The sequence below is a fragment of the Arthrobacter sp. 210 2 genome (assembly GCF_059093025.1).
Genome location: NZ_JBNHIE010000006.1, coordinates 170474 through 194019, shown reverse-complemented (window position 1 = coordinate 194019; position 23546 = coordinate 170474). Strand labels below are relative to the sequence as shown.

Genomic DNA, 23546 nt, shown 5'->3' with positions numbered 1-23546 from the left:
CAGTTCAGCTGCCGCGCACGGCAGCCAGGGCGGACCGGACGGCGTCCACGGCCGTGCCCACATCCTTTTCGGCCGTATGCCAGTTGCTCACCGACACGCGCAGGATGTCCCGGTCCCGCCAGCGCGATCCGGACATCCAGACCCTGCCGTCCTCGATGATGCGGGCTGTTACAGCACGGGTGGTGGCATCGTCACCGAAAGCCACGCACACCTGGGTGTAGTCGACGTCGTTCAGCACCTCCACGCCGTCCAGCCCGGCGAGTCCCGCCGCGATGTCCGAGGCAGCCGCGGCGAGTCCCCTGACTTGCGCTGCCACCCCATCACGGCCAAGGTTCTTGAGCGCGGCCCACACCGGCACGCCGCGTGCGCGCCTTGACAGTTCCGGTACTTTTTCGAACGGGTCCCCCGGCCCTTCTGCATCGTGCACTAAATAGGTCGTGTGCAAGCCCATCGCCGAGCGGAGCGCAGAGGCGTCACGGACAATGGCGATGCCGCAGTCGTAGGGCACGTTCAGCGTTTTGTGCGCGTCGGTGGCCCATGAGTCCGCGTCCCCGCAGCCCCTTGTCAGGTGGCGCAGCTCCGGCGCCGCGGCGGCCCACAGGCCGAAGGCGCCGTCGATGTGGACCCACGCACCATGGTTCCTGGCGACGGCAATGGCTTCGGAGAACGGATCGAAGGCGCCGGAGTGCAGGTTGCTGGCTTGCAGGCACACCAGGGCCGGCCCAGAACCTTCCTGCAGCGCGGCATCCAGTGCCGCCGGAATCAAGCGTCCCTCGCCATCCGCTTCCACCACCCGGGGCCTTCCGAGCCCGAGATACCGCAGGCCGAGATCGATGGTGTCGTGCCGCTCCCGGCCGACAAAACACTGGATCCGCGGTGCACCGGACAGCCCGTCGCGGTCCAGGTCCCACCCTGCGTCCGTGAGGAGCCGCCACCGCCCGGCGGCCATCCCGGTGAAATTGGCCATGGTGGCTCCGGTGACGAATCCCACGTCGGAACCGGCCGGAAGCGCGAGCAGTTCCAGGAGCCAGGTTCCGGCAGCTTCCTCGATGGCTGCCATTGCGGGGGTGGCATAGCGCAGACCGGCATTCTGGTCCCAGGCGCTCACCAGCCAGTCGGAGGCAAGTGCTGCCGGAAGGGTTCCGCCGATGACCCAGCCGCAAAACGGCCGGAGGGCATCGCCATCAGACCGGGATCAGCGGTCCGGGCGAGGAAATCGACCACGTCCTCGGCCGGGATGCCCTGCGCAGGAAGTGGTCCGCCGAAGGCATCAGTCAGGTCATGGGCAGCGAACCTGGGCCCCACTGGTCGGTCAGGAAGGCTGTGCAGCCAGTCCGTCGCATGGCGCAGTGCAGCTGACAGAGCCGGGGAATAGTCATCATCGCCCTGTGACATACCTGCATGCTACGCCTCGCCATGGACGGCCACGAGGCAGGAAGGGTTCCGGCGTCAGGCGAAGTTTTCCTGCCAGATGTCATAGCCGAGTTTGATGATGAGGGCCGCGACCACCACCAGGAATACCACGCGGACGAAGCTGCTTCCCTGCTTCACTGCCGTCCTTGCTCCGAGGTAGCCGCCGGCCATGTTGGCGGCGCCCAGCAGCAGGCCCAGTCCCCACAGGATAGAGCCGTGCGGCAGGAAGAACATCAGTGCGCCCGCGTTGGTGGCCATGTTCACGATCTTTGCCTTGGCGCTGGCCTCCAGGAAGGCGTACCCCATGGCCGAGACCAGGGCAATGACCAGGAACGAGCCCGTGCCCGGGCCGATCAGTCCGTCGTAGAAACCGATAACGGCGCCAATGAGGCACGCCACCACGTAGTGCTTGTGACCGTCGTGCCGCAGCGCCGTGATGTCCCCGACGTCGGGCTTGAGCGCCGTGAAAAGCGCGACGGCGACCAGCGCCGCGACGATGATGGGTTTGAAGACGTTGGCCGGCAGGGTGGCCGCCAGCACGGCACCGCCAAAACTGCCCGCCAACGCGATCACGGCCATGGGCAGCGCCGTTTTCAGGTCCGGTCCCACCCGCCGGTAATAGGTGGTGGCGCTGGTGGCCGTTCCGAAGATGGAGCCCAGCTTGTTGGTGGCCAGGGCCTGCACCGGAGTGATGCCGGGGACCAACAGCAGGGCGGGGAGCTGGATCAGCCCGCCCCCGCCCACCACCGCGTCCACCCAGCCGGCAGCGAAGCCTGCCAGCACCAGCAGGAGGATTGTTGTCAGCTGGAGGGACTCAAGTCCTAAATCCACCGCTGGGGGTCAGCTGTTGCGGACGGCGTTGACCACGTAGTCAACCGCCTTATCAACAGCTACGTTCTCAGCTTCCCCCGTGCGGCGGTCCTTGATTTCCACGACGCCGTCCACCAGGCCGCGTCCGACGGCCAGGATGGTGGGGACGCCCACCAGTTCTGCGTCGCCGAACTTCACGCCGGGCGACACCTTGGGGCGGTCGTCGTAGATGACCTGCAGGCCGGCTGCCTCCAGGTCCAGGGACAGCTGCTCCGCGGCGGCGAAAATGTCCTCGCCCTTGCCCACGGCAACCACGTGGACGTCAGCCGGCGCCACGGCGCGTGGCCAGACGAGGCCGCGGTCATCGTGGTTGGCCTCGGCAAGGGCAGCGACGGCGCGGGTGACGCCCACACCGTAGGAGCCCATGGTGACCACTACCTGCTTGCCGTTCTGGTCCAGCACCTTCAGGTCCAGGGCTTCGGCGTACTTCCTGCCGAGCTGGAAGATGTGGCCCATCTCGATGCCGCGGGCAATTTCCAACGGACCGGAGCCGTCCGGGGACGGGTCGCCTTCGCGGACGTCGGTGCACTCGATGACGCCGTCCCAGGTGAAGTCCCGTCCGGCCACCAGGCCATAGACGTGCTTGCCGGCCTCGTTGGCGCCGGTGATCCAGGCGGTGCCGCGGACCACGCGGGGATCCACGAGGTAGAGGAGCTTGGTGGAGCTTTCGCTGCCCAGCAGGGGTTCGTCCAGGGTCAGGCCGGGGCCGAGGTAGCCCTTAACGATGAGGGGCTGCTTCTTGAGGTCGTCGTCGTTGGCTGCTTCCAGTCCGATTTCCCCTGCAATGGGCAGGAAGGAACCGATGTTGGCTTCCACGCGCTTGAGGTCAACGCCGCGGTCGCCCGGCAGGCCGATGACCACAAGCTGGCGTTCACCGGTGGGCAGGGTGACGGCGAGGACAACGTTCTTGAGGGTGTCCGCTGCAGTCCAGGCGCCGCCGTCGGCCTCGCTGCGGGGGGCCAGTTCGTTGGATGCCGCCACCAGCGTTTCGATGGTGGGGGTGTTCGGGGTGTCCAGTACCTGGGCGGCAGGCGCGTTGCTGAAGTCGATCTCCGCGGGGACCACGGTGGTGACGGCTTCCACGTTGGCGGCATAGCCTGCGGCCGACCGGACAAAGGTGTCCTCGCCGATCTCCGTGGGGAACAGGAATTCCTCGCTCTTGGACCCGCCCATGGCGCCGGCGGTGGCGGCAACCGGGACGACCTCCAGGCCCAGCCGGGCAAAGATCTTGAGGTAGGCGGAACGGTGCGCTGCGTAGCTGGCGTCCAGGCCGGCGTCGTCCACGTCGAAGGAGTAGGAGTCCTTCATGATGAATTCGCGGCCGCGGAGCAGGCCTGCCCGGGGACGGGCTTCATCGCGGTACTTGTTCTGGATCTGGTAGAGGCTCAGGGGCAGGTCCTTGTACGACGAGTACAGATCCTTCACCAGCAACGTGAACATTTCCTCGTGCGTCGGGGCCAGGAGGTAATCGGCGCCCTTGCGGTCCTGGAGCCGGAACAGGCCCTCCCCGTACTCGGTCCAGCGGTTTGTGGCCTCGTACGGTTCGCGCGGCAGCAGTGCCGGGAAGTGTACTTCCTGGGCGCCGATGGCGGCCATTTCCTCGCGGATGACCTCCTCGACTTTGCGGAGCACGCTCAGCCCCAGCGGAAGCCACGTGTAGATGCCGGGGGCTGCGCGGCGGATGTATCCGGCGCGGACCAGGAGCTTGTGGCTGGCGACCTCGGCGTCGACGGGATCTTCGCGCAGGGTGCGCAGGAAAAGCTGGGACAGTCTTAGAACCACGGGTGGTATCCGTTTCTGGGGAAGTGCTGGATCAGCAGGGCCGGACAAATTCGTCTGGGTACTAATCTACCGGCACCCGGCGCCAGGCTTGGACTGCAGGCTGGACTGGTCCCTGGCCAAAAGTGCCGGACACAGTAGAGCCACGCCCGGAATTACAAAGCCCCTGGCCCCCCAGTGAGGCTGGTCATCGCATCCGGGCGTGGCTCGACGCCGTTATCGCCCAAGTACTGGTGAGGACTGGTGAGACCGCCCACGCCACTCCAGCGCAGCTAGACCGAACCTATGTGATCGCGCACACGTTTGGCAAGTAGCCTTCGTTTTTGGACCGTTGACCCCCCGCTGTGCGCGTCCTACCTTTAATTCATCAGGTGATGAATTATCGGCGCACCACGTGCCGGAAACCCTCCTGTCCAGGGCGGAGGCGGCCATGTCCCATTCGGCAACAGCAGGAATCCAGGCCACCGGGACCGGCGGCGCGGTGGTGGCGCGTGGCCTGAATGTGGTGCGCGGGAAGGTTCCCCTCCTGAGCAGCCTGGACTTCGCCATCCCGGCCGGCCAGATCACCGGCCTCCTTGGGCCGTCCGGAAGCGGTAAAACCACCCTCATGCGGGCCATCGTTGGGGTCCAGCTCGTGTCGTCCGGAACGGTGGATGTCCTGGGCCTTGCCGCGGGGAGCCCGGCGCTGCGCCACCAGGTGGGTTACGTGACCCAGTCGCCCAGCGTCTACCCGGACCTGACGGTGGAAGCGAACGTACGGTACTTCGGCGCCATGCACCGCAAAAGGAAAACGGATGTGGATGAGGCGATTGCCGCCGTCGGGCTTGAACAGCTGGCACACCGGAAAACCGCGGACCTGTCCGGCGGCCAGCTCAGCCGGGTTTCGCTGGCCTGCGCCCTGGTGGCCCGCCCCAGGCTGCTGGTGCTGGACGAGCCCACAGTTGGCCTGGATCCGGTGCTGCGGGCGGACCTTTGGAGCCGTTTCCGGTCCATGGCCGAGGACGGCATAACCCTGCTCATATCGAGCCACGTGATGGAGGAAGCCAGCCACTGCCAATCGCTGCTGCTCCTGCGGGAAGGCAGGCTGCTGGCCCAGCTGACCCCTGAAGAGCTCAGCAGGCGGGGGCACAGCAACGACCTCGAGAAAGCTTTCCTCACCATCATCCGGGAGTCGGAAAACAACGACGGCGGGAGCCTGGGAGGCCGCGACGCGGCCGCCGGTGCCGCCACGGACAGGAGCGGACGGTAATGGACATCCGGATGCTTCTTGCCACCACGCGCCGGGTCCTTGACCAGCTGCGCCATGACCACCGCAGCATCGCCCTGATCCTGGTGGTTCCGGCGCTCCTCCTCACCGCGGTCTACTTCCTCTACGAAAATGAGGTTCTTCCACCGGGAACTCCGCGCACCTTCGACCGGGTGGGGCTGATGATGCTGGCCATCTTCCCGTTCGTGGTCATGTTCCTGGTCACTTCCATCACCATGCTCCGCGAACGTACGTCCGGAACACTGGAACGGCTGCTCACCACCCCTGTGCATAAGGCGGACCTGCTCTTTGGCTACGGCCTGGCCTTTTCCATCATGGCCGCACTTCAGTCACTGGTGGCAACAGCGGTGGCCTACTGGGTTTTTGGCCTGGACATTGAAGGTTCCCCGGGCCTTGTGGTGATGATTGCGGTCATCAACGCCGTCCTGGGCGTGGCGTTGGGCCTACTGTGTTCGGCCTTTGCCAGGACGGAGTTCCAGGCGGTCCAGTTCATGCCCGTGGTGGTGGTTCCGCAGATTCTGTTGTGCGGCCTGTTCGTGGCACGCGACCGGATGAACGATGTCCTGGAATCCGTGTCCAACGTCCTTCCGCTGACGTTTTCCGTGGATGCGCTGCAGGAAATCGCGGCGAACTCCGAGGCCACCGAACAGCTCTGGCAGGACGCAGGCATCATGGCAGCCATCGTCCTGGGCGTGCTGGTGCTGGCATCGCTCACCCTCCGCAGGCGCAGCGCGTGACCTCAGGCGGGCACGGCGCTGCAGGTGTCAGGCGGGGACGCCGGGGCGGCAGTGCCGCGTCGCGGGACCATATCCTCGAAACCGCGAGGCGCCAGTTTGCCGAACATGGCTTTGAGGGTACGAGCCTGCGTCAGGTGGCCCGGGTGGCGGGCGTTGACCCGGCCATGATCCACCACTTTTTCAAGGGCAAGGACGAGCTCTTCGCCCTCAGCGTGGAGCTTCCGGCGGACCCCGAGCAGGTGCTTTCCGGGGTAGCCGGCTCCGACCCCGGCCAGCGTGCGGAGCTGATTGTCCGCGCCGTGCTGCGCCTGTGGGAAAGCCCCGCACAGCCAAGCCTGGTGGCGTTCCTCCGGGGAACACTGGGGTCAAAGGCGAAAACTGCCCTGCTCCGGGAAATGGTGAACCGGACCATTATCAGCCGCATCATGGCGGGCGTTCCGGGGACACCGGATGAGGTGGCCCTGCGCGGCGAACTCGTGGCAACGCAGATGGTGGGCCTGATGATGGTCCGCTACGTGGTCCGCCTGGAGCCGCTGGCATCGGCAGAACCGGAGGATGTTGTCCGGCTCATCTCCCCCAACGTGCAGCGGTACCTGACCGGGAACCTCACATAACCAGGCCACCAGGCCGAATGGGACTTTCGCAGGCAGCCGCCCGCTAGAAGAGAACTGTAGCGAAGGTTCCCACCTGCCGGAAACCGACGCGTTCATAGGTGGAACGCGCCCTCACGTTGAAGCCGTTGACGTAAAGGCTGGTGACCGGCGCGACCTTTTGCGCCTGCTCCACGACGGCGGACATGTACCCGGGGCTGAGCCCCTGGCCGCGGAAGAGCGGATTCATCCATACGCCCTGGATTTGGGTGACCTCGGAGGTGACAGCGCCCAGCTCCGCTTTGAACACCACTTCCCGGGCATCGTTGAGGTGGACAAGGGAGTGGCCCTGCCGGATGAGGCCTTCCACCCGGCGGCTGTAGAACTCCCGCCCGCCAAGGAAAGGCGAGTATCCGACTTCCTCCTCGAACATCGCGGCGCAGGCAGGGAGGATGCGGTCAAAATCCGCCAGGTTTCCCAGTTCGAGGCCGGGGTTGGGCTCGACGCAGGACGGCCCGTCGATAATCATCAGGGGCTGTTCGGCGCGCACTTCATGCGCACGGTGGCCCAACTCCACGAGTTCAGCATGAAGGGCCAGCACAGCCTGCGCGGGCCCAAAGGCCGAGGCGTAACGCCGGCTGGACCTGTTGGCGGCCTCGGCCACCACTCCGGCAAGGGCGGGATCCAACTGGACCGGAACCAGGTTCGCGCCAGCCCAGCAGGCACCCACCAGGATGCCGTCGTCGAACACTCCGATAATGCCGGCGCCGCCGCTGGTAGGCGCGGCGGTGCCGGCAGCACGCAGGTGGGCGAGAATGAACACATTGGTGACCGGATCCTGCCGGGCAAGGAGCCTCAGCGCCTCGGTGTCCTGGCCGTCCAGCGTGCGGACCGAAATCCCCGCCAGATCGGTAACGTCCTTACGAGACGCTAACCACGGGGCTACCCTTGACAGCATCTTCGCCATCGGCCTCCCCCATCTCTTCCGCGATACGCATGGCCTCTTCGATCAGTGTCTCAACAATTTCGCTTTCGGGAACAGTCTTGATGACTTCGCCCTTCACAAAAATCTGGCCCTTGCCGTTACCGGAAGCAACGCCGAGGTCGGCTTCACGTGCCTCACCCGGTCCGTTCACCACGCAGCCCATGACGGCCACGCGCAGTGGAATCTCCATTCCCTCCAGCCCGGCGGTCACCTGCTCCGCCAGCGTGTAAACGTCCACCTGGGCGCGGCCACAGGACGGGCAGGAGACAATTTCCAGCTTGCGGGGACGCAGGTTGAGGGACTGCAGGATCTGGTTTCCCACCTTGATCTCCTCCACCGGCGGGGCCGAGAGGGAAACGCGGATGGTGTCGCCGATACCCCTGGACAGGAGGGCGCCGAAGGCAGTGGCGGACTTGATGGTGCCCTGGAACGCGGGGCCGGCTTCGGTCACGCCGAGGTGGAGGGGCCAGTCACCCTTTTCGGCCAGCATTTCGTAGGCCGCCACCATGATGACGGGATCGTTGTGCTTGACCGAGATCTTGAAGTCGTGGAATCCGTGCTCTTCGAAGAGCGAGGCTTCCCACACTGCAGACTCCACGAGCGCCTCAGGGGTTGCCTTGCCGTACTTCTTGAGGATGCCGGGCTCCAGCGATCCGGCGTTGACGCCGATGCGGATGGAGGTGCCGTGGTCCCGCGCGGCAGCGGCGATTTCCTTGACCTGGTCGTCGAACTTGCGGATGTTTCCAGGGTTGACGCGCACGGCGGCGCATCCGGCCTCGATGGCGGCGAAGACGTACTTGGGCTGGAAGTGGATGTCCGCGATGACCGGGATCTGGGACTTCCGGGCAATGATGGGCAGCGCCTCGGCGTCGTCCGCGGAGGGGCAGGCAACACGCACGATGTCGCAGCCGGATGCCGTCAGCTCCGCGATCTGCTGCAGCGTGGCGTTGATGTCAGTTGTGGGCGTGGTGGTCATCGACTGCACGCTGATGGGGAAGTCCGAGCCCACCCCAACGGAACCGACTCTGATCTGGCGGGTCTTGCGGCGCGGGGCAAGGACGGGTGGCGGTGCTGACGGCATTCCCAGGCTGACCGAGGTCACGTGGACTCCTAGAGTTGAAAGGGTAAAGAAGAAGCGGCTACGCCGTGAGTCCGGCGAGGACGCCGATGATGGGTGACCATTCCGTGATGCGGGTCCCGGCGATGACTCCGGCGGCGGCGAAGGGATCCTGCTTGAGGATCGAGTTGAGGGCGGCCTCGTCTGCTGTCTTGAAGATCAGGAGCGCTCCGGCGCCGTCACCGTACGGACCGCTGGCGAGGAGGACGCCGTCCTGCGCAAGGCCCGCAAGCCATTCGCGGTGCGCTGGCCGGGCCTCGTCGCGGGCTTCGGTGGAATCGGCGGCATAAACGTACTCAACGGCAAAAACTGTCATACCGCTACCCTATCGCCATGCCCGCCCTGCCACCCATCCGGGTGCTATCTCCGGCCGGGCAGAAGACCTGTTTCAGCTGAGGAAGAGGACCTTGACGGCGGCTGCGGTACCGGCGGCCCAGAGCATGGACGTCAACGTTCCGATGATGAAACGCTCAGCCGCCACCGGCGTCTCCTTCAGCTCCGCGAACCGGCCCAGGCCTTTGATGGCCACGATGTAGGCGATGGCCACCGGCTGGCCGGTCAGGATGGCCAGGCACACTCCCAGCCGCTCCAGGATGCCGATGATGGCTCCGCCGCGCAGGATCCGCTGTGCCGATGCGGCCGGCTCGGCAGGTGCAGCGCCCGACGCCGGGTGCTCAGGTTCAGCCGTCAGCTCGCCGTCCACTTTTTGGCCGGTTTCGTCCGGGTGGCTTCCGCGCACAGGGTCAACAGTGACGTCTGCGGACGGGTCCTCCGCAGCCCGCCGGGCCTGCTCTGCCGCCTTGGCGGCGTCCGCCCTGTCGTCAATGGTTCTGGCGAGTTTGAAAACGAGCGCCGTCACAGGCCAGCCCGCAAAACCAGCCGTAAGTAGTGCAACCGTGATCCACAGTGCGTTCATTGAGCTCCTTCACCATGGGAACGGGCAGTCGTTGAATGGGCAATCGTTGAATGTGCATGGTCCAGAAGCATTGCTGCCGCCGGCCTGGCTGCCCATTCTTCCTGCCAGCCGGACCGGAGTACGGTTCGGCTCACCGATTGTTCGCTGATTCCAAGCTCCAGAGCCACTTGCTTTTGGCGCCCGTGCCTGGTGGATTCCTGGCGGCGGAGGGCGTCCACCACCCGCCACTGGGCATCGGTACGCTCCTGCACAACGCGGCCCAGCAGGCGCAGCACCGCTTCAGCGTTGGCACAGGCCCGCACCCCCCCAGCGTCCACGGCGCGGCCTTCCGCGTCTTTGCCCATAGTGCCCGGCACCACCGACAACGGAACCTGCGAGCCTGCTGCCTTGGCCCGGTCCACGGCGTGGCGTGCGGCAACGAACGCTGCCCCTGTCCCCTCACGCGGGCTGGCACCGCCAGGGAGCGATACCGCTCCGATGCCGATTCCCACATACCAGCGGCCGGCCCGCAGCGCATGCAGGGCAATGTCCACAACATCGGCAGGGTCAGCCACCACGCCCTGGAGCTCATCGCCCACCGAGCGCTCAAAGGCAGCAGGTGTCAATTCGGCAAGCTGGGAGATCAGGTCCGGAACCCGATCCCTATCCCCCGTGCTGCCCCGCTGGTCAATCGTCATAACGAACATGGATCAACCATATGCGGCTGACTATCCGATCTCAATCAAAATTGACTGATTTCCGGGAATCAACCGCAGCTGTATTAGGAGTCAGCCGAAGAGATTCACCGGCTTGACGATGTCCGCGTAGATCAGCAGGGCGCTCATGCCCATCAGCAAGGCCGCCACCACGTACGTCACGGGGAGCAGTTTGGCGATGTCGAAGGCCCCCGGGTCCGGTTTGCCAAACAGCTTTGCCACCCTTCGCCTGGCGCCTTCGTACAGCGCACCGGCAACGTGGCCGCCGTCCAGAGGCAAAAGCGGAATCAGGTTGAAGACGGCCAAGGCGAAGTTCAGCCCTGCCAGCAGCCCGATCAGGGTGGCCACCCGGGACTGGACCGGGATTTCCTCCATGGCGGCGACTTCGCCGGCCACCCGGCCGACGCCCACCACGCTGATGGGACCGTTGGGATCGCGGGGCTCTTCACTGAAGGCGGCCTTCGCCACGCCCACCACGCGTGCGGGCAGGTTGAAGATGACGCCGGCAACCTGGCGGATGTTTTCCCCCGCCATGGGCAGGACGGTCGACGCCGGCTGGGGCACCAGTTCCGTGTGCGCACCGATTCCCAGGAAGCCGACGTCCTGGTACCGGAGGTTGCCGGCGTCGTCCGTCTCCTGCCGGCCGTCCACGCCGATGATGGGCCGGGCGGACAAAACGGGGGTCACCGTTGTGGAGAGGGGGGCGCCGTCGCGCTCCACGGTGATGGCTACCTCGCGGCCGGCGGAGGCGCGGATCCACTCGGTCAGCTGGTCCCAGCTGGTGACGTCCTTGCCGTCGAAGGACGTCACGGTGTCATTGGGCTGCAGTCCCGCGGCGGCGGCAGGCGTCAGCCGGCAGTCCGCGGAGTCGGGGTCCACCGTTTCGCCCGCCGCCACCTGGCATTTGGAAACGTCCGAGATGGTGGTGGTGGCCGTTGCCATTCCGAAGCCCATCAGCAGGACGGCCGTCAGGATGAGGCCGAGGACCATGTTCATGGCTGGTCCGCCGAGCATCACGATGATCTTTTTCCAGACCGGAAGCCGGTAGAAGACGCGGTTTTCGTCGCCCGGGCCAACTTCCTCATGCGCCATGGACCGGGCTTCGGTGGCAAGGGTCTGGAACATCCCCGTGCTGGAAGGGCGGACCGATCCGTCGTCCTTGTTGGGCGGGTACATGCCGATCATGGACACATAGCCGCCCAGCGGAATGGCCTTCACGCCGTACTCGGTTTCGCCCCTCCGCTTCGACCACAGGGTGGGGCCGAAACCGATCATGTACTTGGTCACACGCACCTTGAAGAGCTTGGCGGGCACCAGGTGGCCCACTTCGTGGAGCGCGATGGAGGCGGCGATGCCGATGGCCACAAAGACGACGCCGAGGATAAAAAGGAGAACGGGGGTCATGGAGGTGCTTGCTGCTTCCTAGAGACTGCTGACTGCTAAACGTTCGTGGGCGCGGGCGCGTGCCCAGCTCTCAGCATCCAGCACGGATTCCACCGTGAGCCGGGAAGAACCTGAATGTTCGCTGAGCACGGCGTCCACCGTGTCCACGATGTCGGTGAACCGGATGCGGCCGGCATGGAAGGCCGTCACGGCTTCCTCGTTGGCTGCGTTGAAGACTGCCGGGAAGGTGCTGCCCTGCCTTGCGGCATCCTTCGCGAGATCCACGGCGGGGAAAGCGGTCACGTCCAGCGGCTCGAAGGTCCAGGTGGCCGCCTTGGTCCAGTCGCAGGCTGCCGCGGCCTTGGGCACCCTGTCCGGCCAGCCCAGCCCCAGCGCAATGGGCAGGCGCATGTCCGGGGGCGAGGCCTGGGCGATGACGGAGCCGTCGATGAACTGGACCATGGAGTGCACCACGGACTGGGGGTGGACCACAACGTCTATCCGGTCCAGCGGAACATCGAAGAGCAGGTGCGCCTCGATCACTTCGAGTCCTTTGTTGACGAGCGTGGCTGAGTTGGTGGTGACCATAACGCCCATGTCCCAGGTGGGATGGGCCAGCGCTTCCTCCGGGGTGACACCGTACAGTTCCTCGCGGCTCCTGCCCCGGAACGGGCCTCCGGACGCTGTGAGGATGAGTTTTTCCACTTCGCCGGCCGTGCCGGACCGCAGGCATTGGGCTATCGCGGAGTGCTCTGAGTCCACGGGGACAATCTGGCCGTCCCGGGCCGCTGCCTTGACCAGCTCCCCGCCCACAATGAGGGATTCCTTGTTGGCCAGGGCCAGTGTGGCGCCGGACTTGAGCGCCGCCAGGGTGGGGGCAAGGCCTATTGAACCGGTGATGCCGTTGAGCACCACGTCCGCCTCGATTTCCGCAATGCGGGTGGAGGCGTCGGGGCCGGACACGATCCGGGGCCGGTAGCCGGACTTTCCCGCAGCGGCGGCTGCCTGGTCGATCAGGGTGGCCAGGCGGGCCGGATCACCGCCGGCGATTCCCACGGCTGCAGCTCCCGTATGCACCGCCTGCCGGGCGAGGAGTTCCAGGTTGCCGCCGCCTGCGCTGAGTGCCACGACCTCGAAAAGGTGCGGGGCGCCGTCGACGACGTCAATCGCCTGGGTGCCGATGGAACCGGTGGATCCGAGGAGGACGACTCTGCGTGGCTGCATTGGTTAAGTATCCCGCACCTCCTTGACCGGCTGCGCCTTGACCTCGGCACGGCCCGGCGTAACGTGGATGCCGTGGACTGGCTGTCTTGGTTCGATGCGCCGGAATACGAGTTCGCCCGGCAAGTGCTGCAGCGGGGCATCGCCGCGCTCTACTTCGTCGCGTTCCTGTCCTCGCTGAATCAGTTCCCCGCGCTGCTGGGTGAGCGCGGATTTCTCCCGGCACCGGAATACCTGGGCGGCTTCAGCAGGCTGCGCCGGCCCACCCTCTTCCGCTGGCGCTACTCCGACGGCCTGCTGCGGGCCGTCTGCGCGGCGGGGCTTGTGATATCGGCGCTGCTGGTGGCCGGACTCCCGCAGATGGGACCTCCCTGGGTGCCGCTGATTGCGTTCCTGTCCCTCTGGCTGCTGTACATGTCCATCGTGAACGTGGGCCAGACGTTCTACGGGTTCGGCTGGGAGATGCTCCTCCTTGAAGCGGGCTTCACCGTGGCGTTCCTCGGGTCTGACCAGACGGACCCGCCCCGGACCATCCTGATCCTGATCGTGTGGCTGGTGTTCCGGCTGGAATTCGGCGCCGGGATGATCAAGATCCGCGGCGGCCGGGAGTGGCGCGACCTGACCGCGCTGTACTACCACCATGAGACGCAGCCAATGCCCGGTCCGCTCAGCCGGCAGGCGCATCTGCTGCCCAAGCCCCTCCACAAGGTGGAAGTGCTGGGCAACCATTTCGCCCAACTGGTGGTCCCCTTCCTGCTGTTCGCTCCCCAGCCGGTGGCCAGCGTCGCAGCGGCGATCGTCATCGTGACACAGCTGTGGCTGGTGGCCACCGGCAACTTCGCCTGGCTGAACTGGATCGCCATCGTGCTGGCGTTCGCCGCCGTCAGCGATTCGGCGGCCCACGCCGTCCTGCCGGCCATCCCCGTGGACTGGCACGGGGCGGGCGTGGAGCGGGAGACTCCGCTCTGGTGGCTGGTCATCACGCTCGCTGCCACCCTGTTGCTGGTGGTGCTCAGTTACTGGCCGCTCCGGAACCTGTTCTCCCGACGGCAGCTGATGAATGCGAGCTTCAACCGCTGGCAGCTGGTGAACACCTACGGGGCGTTCGGGAGTGTCACCAAGCAGCGCATCGAGATTGTGGTGGAGGGCACCCTGGACGACGACCCCGATGAGTCCTCCGACTGGCGTGAGTACGGCTTCAAGGGAAAGCCCGGGGATGTGCGCCGGATTCCCCGCCAGTATGCCCCCTATCACCTGCGGCTGGACTGGCTCATGTGGTTCCTGCCGCTGCGGACGGTGCACGAAGAGTGGTTTTACGCCTTCCTCGGCAAGCTGCTGGAGGCGGACCGGAAGACCCTGCGGCTCCTGCGCCATGACCCGTTCGACGGCGGGGCGCCCCGCTGGGTGCGCGTCCTTAGCTACCACTACCGTTTCGCCACCCGCAAGGAGTTCCGGGAGACGGGGAACCGGTGGGTGCGCACCCGGCTCTACGAGGCCATCCCGCCGATCTCCCTCCGGCGGTCGCAAGGCCGGCGAAGGTGAGCGCCCGGCCAACGCGGAAACCGGCGCCGGACTCCAGGGCAGCCTGGTCCCTGCAAGGCTTTAGGCGTGCTCCCCCGCCCGGCGGATGATGGCCTCGGCGTGCTTCAGGATGGGCCCGTCGATCATCTTTCCCTCGTGCTGGAAAACACCGGAACCGGCGGTCCGGGCAGCCTGCAGCAGGGCTGAGGCCGCGGCCACGTCCGCCTCGGAAGGAGCGTAGGCGCCCCGCACCACGGCGGCCTGGCTGGGGTGGATGCAGGCTTTGGAACTGAAGCCCGACGCAACGGCATCGGCCGCTTCCGCCGCCAGGCCTGTGAGATCCGGGATGTTGACATACACGGCGTCCACCGCTTCCTTGCCGAAAGCGCGGGCAGCCAGAAGGACCGATGACCGGGCATGCAGCGCCACGGCCCGGTAGCCGCCGTCGTCCCCGCGGCTGGACGTACCGCCCAGGGTTGCCAGCAGGTCCTCGGCTCCCCACATCAGCGCAACCACGTTGGGGGCGGCGGCAATGGCCGGCGCATTCAGGATGCCGAGGGCAGTCTCACAGAGTGCGATGACCTGGTAGGCCTCAAGCGCTTTCAACTGCTCGGCACTTTCCGCCTTTGCCAGCATGACCGTGCGGTAGGGCGTGTGTGCCAGGGAGTGCAGATCTTTTTCGAATTCCTCCGTCCCGGCCGGGTTCACCCTGATGATGGTCCGGCTGGGATCCAGTTCCGGGACGTCGCCGGTGGCCCCCACCTGGGCAAGGATGGCACCCCGGGCGCGCTGCTTGTCGGCAGGGGCAACGGCGTCTTCGAGGTCCAGGATGACGGCATCGGCGCGGGTGGCGGCCTTCTGGTAGCGTTCCGGCCGGTCAGCAGGGCAAAAGAGCAGGGCAGGGCCCATCACAAAGGTCATACCGGCATTGTCTCCTGTCCGTTGCCGGGCTGCCTGGTATGTGCGTCCCGGGTCCACATCAGGCAGCTTCGGGTTGCGAGCGCCACCACGGCGCCGTCCTGGTTCCGGCCGGTGTGCTGCATGGTGACGACCCCCTGGCCCGGCCGTGATTGCGAGAGCCGCTTCCCGGCGATCACGGTCTCCGTATAGAGGGTGTCCCCGTGGTACAGCGGGTGCGGGAAGGACACGTCGGTCAGGCCCAGCTGGGCGATGATGGTCCCCTGCGTCAACTGGGTGACGGATTGGCCCACCACCGTGGAAAGCGTGAACATGGAATTGACCAGCCGCTGGCCAAAAGGCTGGCCGGCGCTCCAGGCCGCGTCGAGGTGCAGGGCCTGCGTGTTCATGGTGAGGGTGGTGAACAGGACATTGTCCGCCTCGGTCACCGTGCGGCCGGGACGGTGCGCGTAAACCACCCCTTCTTCCAGTTCATCGAAGTACAGCCCGCGCTGCTCGATGACGCGCGGGGCGCCGGAGGCAGAGCCCGTGGTAGGGCTCGTTGAAGCCTCGTTCCCGGTCATACCGTGAGTTCCTGGTCTTCTTCGAACAGCTCGGCACCGGTGGCTGCGGCGACGTCCTCCGCGGAGACGTTGGGTGCCAGTTCGCGCAGCACCAGGCGCGATCCTGAGGTGTCCTTGACGACGTCGATGACGGCGAGGTCTGTGATGATCCGGTCCACGCACCCCTTGCCGGTCAGCGGGAGCGAACACTCCTGGACGATTTTGGGCCGGCCGCTGCGGTCCACGTGCTCCATCATCACGATGACCTTCTTGGCGCCGAACACCAGGTCCATGGCCCCGCCCATGCCCTTGACCATCTTGCCCGGGATCATCCAGTTGGCCAGGTCTCCGTTTGCGGCCACCTCCATGGCTCCCAGGACGGCAACGTCCACGTGGCCGCCCCGGATCATCCCGAAGGACGAAGCGGAGTCAAAGAATGCTGCGCCCTTGTTGACGGTGACGGTTTCCTTGCCGGCATTGATCAGGTCGGGGTCCACGGCATCCTCCGCCGGATAAGGGCCGACGCCGAGGATTCCGTTTTCGGAGTGCAGCACCACTTCCACACCGGCGGGAATGTAGTTGGGGATCAGCGTGGGCATCCCGATTCCGAGGTTCACGTACTGGCCGTTGCTGAGCTCCATGGCCACCCGGGCGGCCAGTTCGTTGCGCGTCCAGCCTTTGGTTTCGGCTTCGCCTGCCGCATCGCCGGTGGCGGCGTGCTGCTGGGAGGGTGCGCGGCGGTACTCGGGACGGACGCCTTCGGGCCGCGGAGCGTAGGGGCTGTTGGGATCCATGGCTAAGCTCCTGCCTGCTGGTTGCTGCCGGGTCCCTGGACGGAACCTCCTCCGGAGGCCGGGGCCGCCAGCGCCACGGTCCGCTTTTCAATGCGTTTCTCGGCGTTGGAAGCCAGGACTACGCGCTGCACGAAAATGCCGGGGGTGTGGATGTGTTCCGGGTCCAGTTCTCCCGGCTCCACAAGTTCTTCCACCTCGGCGATGGTGATGCGGCCGGCCATGGCGCAGAGCGGGTTGAAGTTCATGGCCGTGGCGTGGAAGACGAGATTGCCGTGCCGGTCGCCCTTCCACGCGTGGACCAGCCCGAAGTCCGGCGTCAAGGCCTCCTCCAGCACGTAGTCAACCCCGGCGAAGGAGCGCACCTCCTTCGGTTCCGATGCCACCGCGATCCCGCCGTCGGCGTCGTACTTTTGCGGCAGGCCGCCGTCGGAAACCTGCGTGCCCACCCCCGCCTTGGTGAAGAAGGCAGGGATCCCGGCGCCGCCGGCGCGCAGCTTCTCCGCGAGGGTGCCCTGGGGCGTGAGGACCACTTCCAGCTCCCCGGCCAGGTATTGCCGGGCGAACTCTTTGTTCTCGCCCACATAGGAGCTGATGGTGCGGCGGATGCGCCCGTCCCGGAGCAGGATGCCCAACCCCCAGTCGTCCACACCGCAGTTGTTGCTGACCGTTTCCAGTCCGGAGGTGCCGGCACGGTGCAGGGCGTCGATGAGGGTGACCGGAATCCCGCAGAGTCCGAATCCGCCTACGGCCAGGGAGGCGCCGTCCGGGATGTCCGCCACGGCTTCGTCGGCGCTGGCAACAACCTTGTTGATCATCGTTGGTCCTTTCAAGGGTCTCGACAGGCTCGACCACCGGGACAGGCTGGACCACCGGACGGCTCTACCGCCCAGCGGACCCGCTAGAGTCCCAGTTCGCGGGCGATCAGCATCAGCTGGACCTCCGTGGTGCCCTCCCCCACTTCAAGGATCTTGGAGTCGCGGTAGTGGCGTGCCACGGTGAACTCGTTGATGAAGCCATAGCCGCCGAATACCTGGGTGGCATCCCGCGCGTTGTCCATGGCCGCCTCGCCTGCGACCATCTTAGCGATGGCCGCCTGCGTCTTGAACGGCTTTCCGGCGAGCATCCGGGCGGCTGCATCGTAGTAGGCCAGGCGGGCGGTGTGGGCCCTGGCTTCCATGCGGGCGATCTTGAAGGAGATGGCCTGGTACTTGCCGATCTCCTGGCCGAAGGCCCTGCGCTCCTTGGCATATTTGACGGACAGGTCCGCGCATCCCTGGGCGGCGCCGGTGGCGAGGGCTGCGATGGCGATGCGGCCCTCGTCCAGGATGGAGAGGAAGTTGGCGTAGCCGCGGCCTTCGGCACCCAGCAGGTTTTCTTCCGGGACGCGGACGTCCTTTAGCGTGAGCGGGTGGGTGTCCGAGGCGTTCCATCCCACTTTGTTGTAGGGCTTTTCCGCCTTGAATCCGGGCGTGTCGGTGGGCACCAGGATGGTGGAGATCTCTTTCTGCAGGCTGCCGTCCGGACGCTCCTTCTGTCCGGTGACTGCGGTCACCGTGACCAGCCGGGTGATGTCCGTCCCGGAATTGGTGATGAACTCCTTGTTGCCGTTGATCACCCACTGGCCACCCTCGCGCCGGGCGTGGGTTTTGGTGCCGCCGGCGTCTGACCCGGCTTCGGGTTCCGTCAGCCCGAAGCCCGCGAGCGCCTGGCCGGACGCCAGCATGGGGAGCCATTCCTCCTTCTGGGCGTCCGTGCCGAAGCGGTACACGGGCATGGCGCCCAGGGAGACGCCGGCTTCCAGGGTGATGGCGACGGACTGGTCCACCCGGCCCAGCTGTTCCAGTGCCAGGGCGAGGGCGAAGTAGTCCCCGCCCATTCCGCCGAACTCCTCCGGGAAGGGCAGGCCGAACAGGCCCATCTCCGCCATCTGCTTCACGACTTCGTAGGGGAAGCTGTGCTCCTCGTCGTGCTTGGCCGATACCGGGGCCACCACGGTGTCCGCGAAGTCGCGGACGGTGTCGCTGAGGTCCTGGTATTCCTCGGTAAGTTCAAAACCTGCCATGTCTAGGCTCCTTTGCCATTCGTCAAACTGTCTTGTGGCTGTTCCGGGGCACCGGCTGGATGGATGGTGGCCAGGATCTGGTCCGCCTTCACCAGGTCGCCGGGCCGGGCGGTAAGGTGCACCGTCCCGGCCAGCGGCGCCAGCAGCTGGTGTTCCATCTTCATGGCCTCCACCGAAGCCAGGACCTGGCCGGCTTCCACGACGTCCCCGTCGGCCACCGGGACGGACACCACCGTGCCGGGCATCGGTGAACGCACGGCCGGGTCCGCCGATCCTTCCTCCCGCTGGATCGCCGACAGGACGCGTTCGAGCCGCGCCTCACGGCTCAGCACCTCCAGCCGGCAGGACCAGCCTTCGTTGCCGAGGAACAGTTCCAAGGGGGCGTCCGACGGCGGGGTCCCCGACTCCCTCTGGCGGGGTTCCGCAGTGCCGTTTTCGGGGAAGGATGGCCCTGGGTGGAGTGGCCCCGGGTAGACCGGAGCCAGCGCATACTCGTGGACGTCGCCGTCGAGGGCCAGCTCCGCGTGGCCTCGCCGTGAAAAGCGAAGAGAGGCTGTGCGGCGGGCACCGCCGTCGACCGCCACGATGATGTCTCCCGCGGCGGGGCTGCCGCTGACCGCAACGGTGGCCACGCCGCCGTCGGGCGTTCCCAGGCTCACCCGCCGGGGAGCGGGAGCTCCCAGACGCCAGCCATTACCCGCGTGCCAGGGACCGGCCGCCTGTGGTGCCCGGTCACCGGCTTGGACAACGAACAGGGCCGCGGCCACCAGCTCGGCCTCATCGACGCGGCGAAAAGCAAAGCCAGGCAGCTTCCGCTCAATGAGGCCGGTATCCAGGTGGCCGTTCCGGACATCGGGATCGTTGATCAGGAGCCGGAGGTACTCCACATTGGTGTCCAGGCCCAGCGCGGTGTAGCCGGCGAGCGCCCCGTCCAGGGTGTCCAGTGCGGCTGCCCGGTCCGCACCCCAGGCGATGACCTTGCCCATCATCGGGTCGTAGCTCGACGACAGCTGCAGCCCTTCGACCAGTGACGAATCCACCCGGATCCGTCCCTCCCCTCCGTCCGGCAACTCGTCAAGCAGGTAAACCCGCCCGGTGGACGGCAGGAAGTTCTTTTCCGGCACTTCGGCGTACACACGCGCCTCCACGGCGTGGCCTTCCAGGACGACGTCGGCCTGCCGGACGGTCAGTTCCTCACCCGCGGCAATCCGGACCTGCCATTCAACGAGGTCCACGCCCGTGACCATCTCCGTAACGGGGTGCTCAACCTGCAGGCGGGTGTTCATCTCCATAAAGAAGAACTCGTCCGGGGCGTCATCGGATACCAGGAACTCCACTGTTCCGGCGCCGCTGTAGTTCACGCTGCGAGCGGCGTTGCAGGCGGCCTCGCCGATGCGGGCCCGGACTTCCGGCCCGTTGGGCAGGCTTTCCAGCAAGGGCGACGGGGCTTCTTCGATCACTTTCTGGTGCCGCCGCTGCAGGGAGCATTCGCGTTCGCCAAGGTGGATGACGTTGCCGTGGTTGTCCGCCAATACCTGGACCTCAATATGCCGCGGGGTGGTCACCAGCCGTTCCAGGAACAGGGTGTCGTCACCGAACGCGCTGGCCGCCACCCGCCGGGCAGTGGCAAGGACTCCGGGAAGGTCCTCCGGGGTTTCCACCGCGTGCATGCCCTTGCCGCCGCCTCCCGCGGAGGGCTTGATCAGGAGCGGAAATCCGACGGCGGCGGCAGCCTCCACCAGGTCAGCGTCCGTCATGCCCGGGCGTGCCACGCCGGGAACCACCGGGACGCCGTAGCCCGCCACGTGGTTTTTGGAGCGGATCTTGTCCCCCATGATGTTCAGGGCTTCCACGTCTGGCCCGATGAACGTGATGCCGGCCTTTTCCAGGGCGCGGGCAAACTCCACGTTCTCGCTCAGGAAGCCGTAGCCCGGGTGCACAGCCTCGGCCCCGGTCTGCCGGCAGGCCCCGATGACCGCCTCGATGTTCAGGTAGCTCTCGGCGGCGGCCGCCGGGCCGATCCGCACGGCCGAGTCAGCTTCGCGGACGTGCCGGGCGCCGGCGTCGGCATCGCTGTACACGGCCACCGAGCGGATGCCCAGGGCGCGGAGGGTCCTGATGACGCGGCACGCGATTTCGCCACGGTTTGCCACCAGGACCGTGCCGAACAACGGTTGGCGGGCGGCGGCCGTGCCGGGTGCGGTGATGCTCGTCGTTGAGTGCAGGGTCATGGCTGGCTCACATCCGGAAGAGGCCGAAAGAGGTTTCCGGCAAGGGGGTGCGGGAGACGACGTCCAGGGCCAGGCCCAGGACGGTGCGGGTATCCGCGGGGTCGATGACGCCGTCGTCCCAGAGCCGGGCCGTGGAGTAGTACGGGCTGCCCTGGTCCTCGTATTGCCGGCGGATGGGGGCCTTGAACTCTTCCTCATCCCGGGCTGACCATTCCTCGCCGGCCGCTTCGTACTGGTCCCGCTTCACAGTGGCCAGCACGCTTGCCGCTTGGTTGCCGCCCATCACCGAGATCCGGGCTGCCGGCCACATCCAGAGGAACCGCGGCGAATAGGCGCGGCCGCACATGGAGTAGTTGCCGGCGCCGAAGGAACCGCCGATCACCACCGTCAACTTGGGGACCCTGGCGGTGGCCACGGCCGTGACCATTTTTGCCCCGTTCTTGGCGATGCCGCCCTGCTCCGCGTCCCTGCCCACCATGAAGCCCGAGATGTTCTGCAGGAACACCAGGGGGATGCCGCGCTGGTCGCAAAGCTCGATGAAGTGTGCGCCTTTGAGGGACGACTCGCTGAACAGCACGCCGTTGTTGGCCACGATGCCCACCGGATGGCCGTGGAGGCGGGCGAAGCCGGTGACCAGGGTGGTGCCGTAGTCCTTCTTGAACTCGTGGAACCTGCTGCCGTCAACCAGCCTGGCGATGACCTCATGGACGTCGTAGGGGGCGTTGACGTCCGTGGGGACTGCCCCGTACAGCTCCTCCGTGCGTGCGGCAGGCCCGACGGCGGGTTCCACGTCCCACGCGGGGGCCGCCGGTCTGGGCAGCGTGGCCACGATGTCGCGGATGATCTGCAGGGCGTGGTGGTCGTTTTCCGCCAAATGGTCGGTCACCCCCGAGATCCGCGAATGCACGTCCCCGCCGCCGAGCTCCTCGGCCGTGACAATTTCGCCGATGGCGGCCTTCACCAGCGGCGGGCCGCCCAGGAAGATGGTGCCCTGGTTGCGGACGATGACGGTTTCATCGCTCATGGCCGGGACGTAGGCGCCGCCGGCAGTGCAGGAGCCCATCACCGCGGCGATCTGCGGGATTTTTGCCGCTGAGAGGCGCGCCTGGTTGTAGAAGATGCGGCCGAAGTGCTCTTTGTCCGGAAAAACCTCGTCCTGCTTGGGCAGGAATGCCCCGCCCGAATCAACCAGGTAGATGCACGGCAGCCGGTTCTCGAGTGCGACTTCCTGGGCCCGCAGGTGCTTCTTGACGGTCATCGGATAGTAGGTGCCGCCTTTGACCGTGGCGTCGTTGGAGATGACCAGGACATGGCGTCCGTGCACCAGGCCAATGCCGGCGATGACCCCCGCGCCGGGAGCTTCGTCGTTGTACATCCCGGTGGCGGCGAGGGGTGCAATTTCGAGGAAGGGGCTGCCGTCATCCAGCAGCTGGTCGATGCGCTCGCGGGGCAGGAGTTTTCCCCGCGCCACGTGGCGTTCCCGGGACTTCTGGGGACCCCCCAGGGCGGCGTCTGCCAACCGTTTCCGCAGGTCCTCCGCCAGCTGGAGCTGCGCTTCGCGGTTGGCGCCGAACGCCTGGCTGCTGGTGTCCAGCAGGCTGACAAGGGTCTCCATCGACGGGTCCATTCCTGTGCAAACCAGGCCGGCAGGAGCCAACTCGGTTAGTGATGAATAACTGAAATTCAGGTTAGTCTCTATTAACTGTGATGTCCAACACAGAGGCGTCTTGCTAGAATCTGCGGGTCCGAGGAGGAAATGTGCGCAGCACCGACGCAACGCAGACCAGCGAACGCACGCCGGCCCAGCAGAGCAGTACGACTCAGCACGGCGATGCAGCCCAGCAGGGCAGTGCAACCCAGCAGGGGAATGCAGCCCAGCACCGCAGTTCAACCCAGCGCAGCAAGGCGAAGGAGAACCGCCGCCAGGCGCTGCTGACCGCCGCCGCCTCCCTGTTTGCCGTGAACGGCTTCAACCGGGTGTCGCTGGAGGACCTTGGAGCAGCAGCAGGCGTCAGCGGCCCGGCCGTGTACCGTCACTTTCCCGGCAAGCAGGCGGTCCTGGCGGATCTGCTGGTAACGGTCAGCGAGGAGCTGCTGGACGGCGGCCGCAAAGTGGCGGAGGACAGCCCGGACCCCCTGACCGCCCTGCGGCAGCTGGTGGAGTTCCAGGTTGACTTTGCCTTGGGCAAGCCGGACGTGATCCGGGTCCAGGACCGGGATTTCAGCAACCTCTCCGAGCAGGACCAGGCCGCGGTGCGGGCCCTCCAGCGCAGCTATGTGGAGGTGTGGGTGGACGTGCTCGCCAGGCTGCACCCCGGCACCGATACCTCGGAGCTCCGGATGCGCGCGCACGCCACCTTTGGCCTCATCAATTCCACGCCGCATTCCGTGCGCAGCCACGGCCGCAGGATCGCGGCCGCGGCTGCCCGGCCGCTGCTTGAGGGGATGGCGCTGGCGGCCCTCACCGTAGACAACCCGGCGGCCGTGTAGCCGCTGGCCCGCGTC

Annotated in this window: 21 protein-coding genes and 1 pseudogene; 5 read left to right on the top strand and 17 right to left on the bottom strand. The window is 66.5% G+C overall.

The features are described from left to right. Positions 1-4: 4 nt before the first annotated feature. From AC5RWA_RS13410 to AC5RWA_RS13400, 3 genes and pseudogenes are all read right to left on the bottom strand, one after another. A pseudogene (locus AC5RWA_RS13410) lies at positions 5-1395 on the bottom strand (pyridoxal phosphate-dependent decarboxylase family protein). A 54-nt stretch (positions 1396-1449) separates the two neighbouring features. Continuing rightward, positions 1450-2244, bottom strand: coding sequence for a sulfite exporter TauE/SafE family protein (locus AC5RWA_RS13405; RefSeq protein WP_275726500.1), 795 nt, complete (start codon positions 2242-2244; stop codon positions 1450-1452). A 9-nt stretch (positions 2245-2253) separates the two neighbouring features. Beyond that, positions 2254-4065, bottom strand: coding sequence for a proline--tRNA ligase (locus tag AC5RWA_RS13400; RefSeq protein ID WP_079595514.1), 1812 nt, complete (start codon positions 4063-4065; stop codon positions 2254-2256). A gap of 427 nt (positions 4066-4492) precedes the next feature. On the opposite strand from AC5RWA_RS13400, the gene AC5RWA_RS13395 reads away from it, so the two are divergent. Genes AC5RWA_RS13395 through AC5RWA_RS13385 form a run of 3 tightly spaced genes read left to right on the top strand, consistent with a single transcriptional unit; the run spans position 4493 to position 6680 of the window. Beyond that, the gene (locus AC5RWA_RS13395; RefSeq protein ID WP_494058029.1) at positions 4493-5311 is read left to right on the top strand and encodes an ABC transporter ATP-binding protein; all 819 of its coding nucleotides are present in this window, start codon (positions 4493-4495) and stop codon (positions 5309-5311) included. A gap of 11 nt (positions 5312-5322) precedes the next feature. Continuing rightward, positions 5323-6066 (top strand): ABC transporter permease, encoded by a 744-nt coding sequence (locus tag AC5RWA_RS13390; protein WP_115524175.1) that lies wholly within the window; start codon positions 5323-5325, stop codon positions 6064-6066. Further along, positions 6063-6680 (top strand): TetR/AcrR family transcriptional regulator, encoded by a 618-nt coding sequence (locus AC5RWA_RS13385; RefSeq protein ID WP_494057980.1) that lies wholly within the window; start codon positions 6063-6065, stop codon positions 6678-6680. Before AC5RWA_RS13390 ends, AC5RWA_RS13385 begins: the two co-directional genes overlap by 4 nt. Positions 6681-6723: 43 nt before the next feature. On the opposite strand, the gene AC5RWA_RS13380 is transcribed toward AC5RWA_RS13385, so the two are convergent. The 7 genes from AC5RWA_RS13380 to dxr form a co-directional block, all read right to left on the bottom strand. Next, positions 6724-7614, bottom strand: coding sequence for a GNAT family N-acetyltransferase (locus tag AC5RWA_RS13380; protein WP_494058028.1), 891 nt, complete (start codon positions 7612-7614; stop codon positions 6724-6726). After that, positions 7577-8743, bottom strand: a complete 1167-nt coding sequence (ispG, locus tag AC5RWA_RS13375; RefSeq protein ID WP_494057979.1) for a flavodoxin-dependent (E)-4-hydroxy-3-methylbut-2-enyl-diphosphate synthase — start codon at positions 8741-8743, stop codon at positions 7577-7579. Before ispG ends, AC5RWA_RS13380 begins: the two co-directional genes overlap by 38 nt. A 37-nt stretch (positions 8744-8780) precedes the next feature. Continuing rightward, positions 8781-9074, bottom strand: coding sequence for a YciI family protein (locus tag AC5RWA_RS13370; RefSeq protein WP_079595519.1), 294 nt, complete (start codon positions 9072-9074; stop codon positions 8781-8783). Positions 9075-9146: 72 nt separating this feature from the next. Continuing rightward, positions 9147-9674, bottom strand: coding sequence for a hypothetical protein (locus AC5RWA_RS13365; RefSeq protein WP_115524152.1), 528 nt, complete (start codon positions 9672-9674; stop codon positions 9147-9149). After that, positions 9671-10360, bottom strand: a complete 690-nt coding sequence (locus AC5RWA_RS13360; RefSeq protein WP_494057978.1) for a MarR family transcriptional regulator — start codon at positions 10358-10360, stop codon at positions 9671-9673. Before AC5RWA_RS13360 ends, AC5RWA_RS13365 begins: the two co-directional genes overlap by 4 nt. Positions 10361-10441: 81 nt before the next feature. Then, positions 10442-11773, bottom strand: a complete 1332-nt coding sequence (locus AC5RWA_RS13355) for a M50 family metallopeptidase (RefSeq protein WP_115524150.1) — start codon at positions 11771-11773, stop codon at positions 10442-10444. An 18-nt stretch (positions 11774-11791) separates the two neighbouring features. After that, on the bottom strand, positions 11792-12976 hold the full coding sequence (gene dxr, locus AC5RWA_RS13350) for a 1-deoxy-D-xylulose-5-phosphate reductoisomerase (protein WP_494057977.1): 1185 nt from the start codon (positions 12974-12976) through the stop codon (positions 11792-11794). Between the two features lie 72 nt (positions 12977-13048). Between dxr and AC5RWA_RS13345 the strand changes: the two genes are divergently transcribed. Next, on the top strand, positions 13049-14515 hold the full coding sequence (locus AC5RWA_RS13345) for a lipase maturation factor family protein (RefSeq protein ID WP_494057976.1): 1467 nt from the start codon (positions 13049-13051) through the stop codon (positions 14513-14515). Between the two features lie 60 nt (positions 14516-14575). Here the strand turns inward: AC5RWA_RS13345 and AC5RWA_RS13340 are convergent, their stop codons facing one another. From AC5RWA_RS13340 to AC5RWA_RS13310, 7 genes are all read right to left on the bottom strand, one after another. Beyond that, positions 14576-15415 carry an HpcH/HpaI aldolase/citrate lyase family protein gene (locus AC5RWA_RS13340; RefSeq protein ID WP_115524148.1) on the bottom strand — a complete coding sequence of 280 codons (840 nt, stop codon included), beginning with the start codon at positions 15413-15415 and terminating at the stop codon, positions 14576-14578. Then, positions 15412-15975 carry a MaoC family dehydratase gene (locus tag AC5RWA_RS13335; RefSeq protein WP_494057975.1) on the bottom strand — a complete coding sequence of 188 codons (564 nt, stop codon included), beginning with the start codon at positions 15973-15975 and terminating at the stop codon, positions 15412-15414. The genes AC5RWA_RS13340 and AC5RWA_RS13335 overlap by 4 nt, the downstream gene beginning before the upstream one ends. Next, positions 15972-16748: a CoA transferase subunit B gene (locus AC5RWA_RS13330; protein WP_079595528.1), complete on the bottom strand. Its 777-nt coding sequence runs from the start codon at positions 16746-16748 to the stop codon at positions 15972-15974. The genes AC5RWA_RS13335 and AC5RWA_RS13330 overlap by 4 nt, the downstream gene beginning before the upstream one ends. 2 nt (positions 16749-16750) lie before the next feature. Then, positions 16751-17563: a CoA transferase subunit A gene (locus AC5RWA_RS13325; protein WP_476246900.1), complete on the bottom strand. Its 813-nt coding sequence runs from the start codon at positions 17561-17563 to the stop codon at positions 16751-16753. Between the two features lie 83 nt (positions 17564-17646). Continuing rightward, positions 17647-18810, bottom strand: coding sequence for an acyl-CoA dehydrogenase family protein (locus tag AC5RWA_RS13320; protein ID WP_494057974.1), 1164 nt, complete (start codon positions 18808-18810; stop codon positions 17647-17649). A 2-nt stretch (positions 18811-18812) separates the two neighbouring features. After that, positions 18813-21041, bottom strand: a complete 2229-nt coding sequence (locus AC5RWA_RS13315) for an acetyl/propionyl/methylcrotonyl-CoA carboxylase subunit alpha (RefSeq protein ID WP_494057973.1) — start codon at positions 21039-21041, stop codon at positions 18813-18815. A gap of 7 nt (positions 21042-21048) precedes the next feature. Further along, entirely contained in the window at positions 21049-22656 is a 1608-nt protein-coding gene (locus AC5RWA_RS13310; RefSeq protein WP_494057972.1) for a carboxyl transferase domain-containing protein, read from the bottom strand. Between the two features lie 143 nt (positions 22657-22799). Here AC5RWA_RS13310 and AC5RWA_RS13305 point away from each other — a divergent pair, with 143 nt between their 5' ends. Further along, the gene (locus AC5RWA_RS13305) at positions 22800-23531 is read left to right on the top strand and encodes an SACE_7040 family transcriptional regulator (protein ID WP_494057971.1); all 732 of its coding nucleotides are present in this window, start codon (positions 22800-22802) and stop codon (positions 23529-23531) included. Positions 23532-23546: the final 15 nt, after the last annotated feature.